Raw genomic sequence first — 3,661 nt, 5'->3', positions numbered from 1 at the left:
CGCGCCCGATGGACGATGCGCTGGAAACCCGTACTCAACGCCTTCGCCATCACCTTCGGTGACCGCTGGCCGGCCGCCGAAACCTACTAACCGAACCGCCAGAAACACCGATCACGGGATAGACCCGGATCGAAGCGAACCGAACCGGCTTCGGCGAAATCCTGCCGTCCTCGTCGCGCGTCGCTTACGACTCGGTGGACGCGTTGCGCGATGAGATCCGGCGGATCGGCCCGGAGCGGGTCGCGGCGTTCCTGTTCGAGCCCGTCATCGGCGCGGGTGGCGTCCTCGCGCCGCCGGAGGGCTACGTGCAGGGCGTGGTGGACGTGTGCCGGGAGTACGGGGTGCTGGTCATCGCGGACGCGGTGATCTGCGGGTTCGGCCGGCTCGGCACGTGGTTCGGGGTCGAACGGTGGGGCGTGGAGCCGGACCTGATCACCTTCGCCAAGGGGGTGACCAGCGGATATCTGCCGCTGGGCGGTGTCGTCGTGCATGGCCGGGTCGCCGAACCGTTCTGGGGCCGGTCCGGCACGACCTTGCGGCACGGTGCCACGTACTCCGGGCATCCGGCGTGCTGTGCCGCGGCGCTGGCGAACATCGACATCCTCGAGCGCGGCAACCTGGTTCAGAGGGGCCGGCTCCTCGAGGGTGAGCTGGCCACCGCGCTGCAGCCGCTGGCCGCGCACCCTCTCGTCCGCGAGGTCAGGGCGGGTGTGGGGCTGCTTGCCGCCGTCGAGCTGCAGCCGGACCTGTTCGAGCGCTTGCCGTCAGCCGTGGCCGATCTCAGTCTGCTCATCCGCCAGCGCGGGGTGCTGACCCGGACCTTGGCCAAGGCCCTGGCCGTGTCGCCGCCGCTGACCATCCAGCGCCCGGAGATCGAGGAGATCGCCGGGGCGTTCGCCGCCGGACTCGATGAGCTGGCGCTGAAGGCCGGGTGATCCGGGTCGAGGCCGATGCTGGGGACGCGGCTGGCGCTGACGGCGGGAGCATGGCCCCGGCTGGGCTGAGGCGGGTTGATCGGTGGGGGCGCCGGTACCGGGCTGGTGATCGCGAGTGCGCTGGTGGGGATGGCCCGGATCGGGCTGAGGCGGGTTGATCGGTGTTGGCGTCGGGCTGGTGGTCCTGGGTGTGGCCGGGGGCATGACCGGGACTGGGCTGAGCACGGCTTGATCCGAGTGGGCGCTGGTGTCGGGCTCGTGGTGATGGCGCCTGGGTGATTCGGGCTGGCGTTGATCGTGGGTGGTTCCGGCTGGGCTGACGGTGGGCCGATCTGGGGCGGTGCTTGAACCGAACCCTCTTTCGAGGGTGTGTGAAACCGGGGCGTGGCGGCGGTCCACTTGCGACGGTTCGCGCGAGCGTCGACGGGGACGACCCCCAGTCGTCCCCGTCGACGGCTTCGCTGGGGCTCAGCTCGCGTAGGGGCGTGTGCGTCGGGCGTCTCGGAGAGTGTGGGACCACCATGCCAGCTGGTCGAGCAGCGCCTTGGCCGCTGCCGTCGGGCCTTCGGGGTTCACCAGCTCACCCCGGTCGTCGAACTGGCTCCAGGCGCCGTGGAAGCTCACGGTCTCCCGGATGGTCACCGCGTGCAGTTCGGCGAAGACCGGGCGCAGGTGCTCCACCGCGCGCAAGCCGCCGGACAACCCGCCGTACGACACGAACGCCACCGGCTTCGCCTGCCACTGCGTGCCGTGCCAATCCAGCATCGTCTTCAACGATGCCGGGTAGCTGTGGTTGTACTCCGGAGTCACCACGACGAACGCATCCGCCTTCTCCAGGCGCTCGCTCACCGCCGCCACCTCGGGGGTCGGCCGGCCGGACAGAGCGGCCGGGAGGTTGGCGTCGGCCAGGTCGATCACGTCGACCCGGAACTCGCCATGGGCGGCCGCCTGCTCGGCGAACCACTTCGCCACCACCGGGCCGAACCGGCCGTCCCGGGTGCTTCCGATGATCACCGCAACATCAAGAGGTTCCATGCGCCCTAGGATGAAACCTCTACATTACTTGAGGTCAAGAGGCGATGAGCAGCAAACACATCGATCGGTAGATGTGCCGTGGTCTGGGCGATCAAGCGCGGCTGACCGGCAGATGTCTCCGTTGGTGCCGCGCGGGGAGGTGTCGGCGGCCGGGAGATGCTGGCCGGCGGGTGGTGCCGCGCGGGGTTTCGCTGGGACAAGTTGTGGAGGGCCGCGAGGGTGGTGCCGGGCGGGGTATCGCTGGCGGTGGGTGCTGCCGGTTTGGCGCGCCGGTCGAGTGGGGGTGACGGGGCGGGTGTCGTGGGCGAGTAACCCAGTCGATCCGGTGGTGCTGGCCGCAGGTCGCGTGGGTGGGGATCTCGTCGATCTGGTGGTGGCCGGGCCGGTGGTGGAGGTGACTTCGCCCTCCGGTGGCGCCGGCCGGTGGTGGGAGTGAGATCGTCGATCCGGTGGTGCTGGTCGGACGCGGCGTGGGCGGGAGTGACCTCGCCGTCGGCCGGTGGTGGTGGGGGTGACCTCGCCCTCGGGTGGTCGTGGCCCGGCCGATGGCCGGAGAGAGACCGCGCCGCCGGGTGTGCCTGGCCCGGTGATCCGGTCAGGGACACCCGACGACGATCCGGGTCAGCGCCACCCGGCGGACGGGTTCGGTCAGCTGGTGGTCACCAGCAGGTGTTGCCGTCGGTGCGCCGGCTTCGTTGCCTCGTCGATCAGGGCTATGGCGAAGTCCGCATACGAGACACGGTCGGCGAGGTCGGCGGCCGCTGCCACCCGGTAGCCGCCCGTGCGGGGGCCCTCGTGGTCGAAATCGCCCGCCGGGCTCACGTACAGCCAGTCCACGGGGCTTTCGCGCAGTACCTCCAGCCCCGCCGCGTGTGCTTCGCAGAACGGGCGGAACTCGGGTGGGGAACCGGGGGCGTCCACCGGCCGCTGGCCCGTCGCATCGGGCGCCAGGACGGACAGGCCGACGACGATCAGGCGCGCCGGCCCCGACTCGACCAGCGCGCGGGCCGAGGACGTGAAGAAACCGTGCGGATCGGTGCCCTCCCCGTACACCGCGGCCGTCGAGATCACCGCGTCTTGGCCCTTCACCAGCGCCGCCACCGAGGACACATCGGTCACGTCACCAGCCACCAGGTCGACTCCCTCCGGCGCCTGGTGCTTCCCGGGGTCACGGACCACCGCCGTCACCTCGTGACCGCGCCGCGCGGCCTCCGCGACCACCTGCCGTCCCGCGCGCCCGCCGGCGCCGAAAACCACGATTCTGCTCATACCGCGACCGTAGCCAGCACCCCGGTTTCCACCCGGATACCGGCTACCGTGGCAGCATGCGCAAACCCCTGCCGCCGGACATGTTCGACGAACTCTGCCCCTCGGACCTGGCGCCGATCCGCTTCGGCGACAAGTGGGTGCCACTGGTGATCGCCTGCCTCGAGGACGGCCCCCGGCGCTTCTCGGAACTCCGCGTGCCGCTGCGCCGCGTCACGCCCAAGGCCCTCACCAAGTCGCTGCGCGGGCTCGAACGCCACGGCCTCGTCCGCCGCACCAGCCAGCCCGGCACGCCACCCGGGTCTATCCCGTGATCGGTGTTTCTGGCGGTTCGGTTAGTAGGTTTCGGCGGCCGGCCAGCGGTCACCGAAGGTGATGGCGAAGGCGTTGAGTACGGGTTTCCAGCGCATCGTCCATCGGGCGCG

General features: G+C 70.8%; 4 protein-coding genes. 2 read left to right on the top strand and 2 right to left on the bottom strand.

All coding sequences use genetic code 11. The annotated features are described in order from the left end of the window. The first annotated feature begins 203 nt into the window (after positions 1-203). Positions 204-935, top strand: a complete 732-nt coding sequence (locus tag D0D28_RS35175; protein WP_240323474.1) for an aminotransferase class III-fold pyridoxal phosphate-dependent enzyme — start codon at positions 204-206, stop codon at positions 933-935. Positions 936-1,403: 468 nt separating this feature from the next. Here the strand turns inward: D0D28_RS35175 and D0D28_RS35170 are convergent, their stop codons facing one another. Both D0D28_RS35170 and D0D28_RS35165 read right to left on the bottom strand, forming a co-directional pair. After that, the gene (locus D0D28_RS35170; protein ID WP_094006206.1) at positions 1,404-1,970 is read right to left on the bottom strand and encodes an NADPH-dependent FMN reductase; all 567 of its coding nucleotides are present in this window, start codon (positions 1,968-1,970) and stop codon (positions 1,404-1,406) included. Between the two features lie 648 nt (positions 1,971-2,618). Beyond that, positions 2,619-3,239, bottom strand: a complete 621-nt coding sequence (locus D0D28_RS35165) for an NAD(P)-dependent oxidoreductase (RefSeq protein WP_116115515.1) — start codon at positions 3,237-3,239, stop codon at positions 2,619-2,621. A gap of 56 nt (positions 3,240-3,295) precedes the next feature. On the opposite strand from D0D28_RS35165, the gene D0D28_RS35160 reads away from it, so the two are divergent. Further along, positions 3,296-3,550: a winged helix-turn-helix transcriptional regulator gene (locus D0D28_RS35160; protein WP_116115513.1), complete on the top strand. Its 255-nt coding sequence runs from the start codon at positions 3,296-3,298 to the stop codon at positions 3,548-3,550. The last annotated feature ends 111 nt before the right edge of the window (positions 3,551-3,661 follow it).

Source organism: Amycolatopsis ruanii, assembly GCF_003385175.1.
GTDB classification, from domain to species: Bacteria; Actinomycetota; Actinomycetes; order Mycobacteriales; family Pseudonocardiaceae; genus Amycolatopsis_E; species Amycolatopsis_E thermalba.
Note: the sequence above shows the minus strand (reverse complement) of the source record. Positions and strands in the feature narration are given on the sequence as shown.

Coding starts and splice junctions, on each gene's coding strand:
- D0D28_RS35170 (WP_094006206.1), bottom strand. CDS start 1,970: ATGGAACCTCTTGATGTTGCGGTGATCATCGGAAGCACCCGGGACGGC.
- D0D28_RS35165 (WP_116115515.1), bottom strand. CDS start 3,239: ATGAGCAGAATCGTGGTTTTCGGCGCCGGCGGGCGCGCGGGACGGCAG.
- D0D28_RS35160 (WP_116115513.1), top strand. CDS start 3,296: ATGCGCAAACCCCTGCCGCCGGACATGTTCGACGAACTCTGCCCCTCG.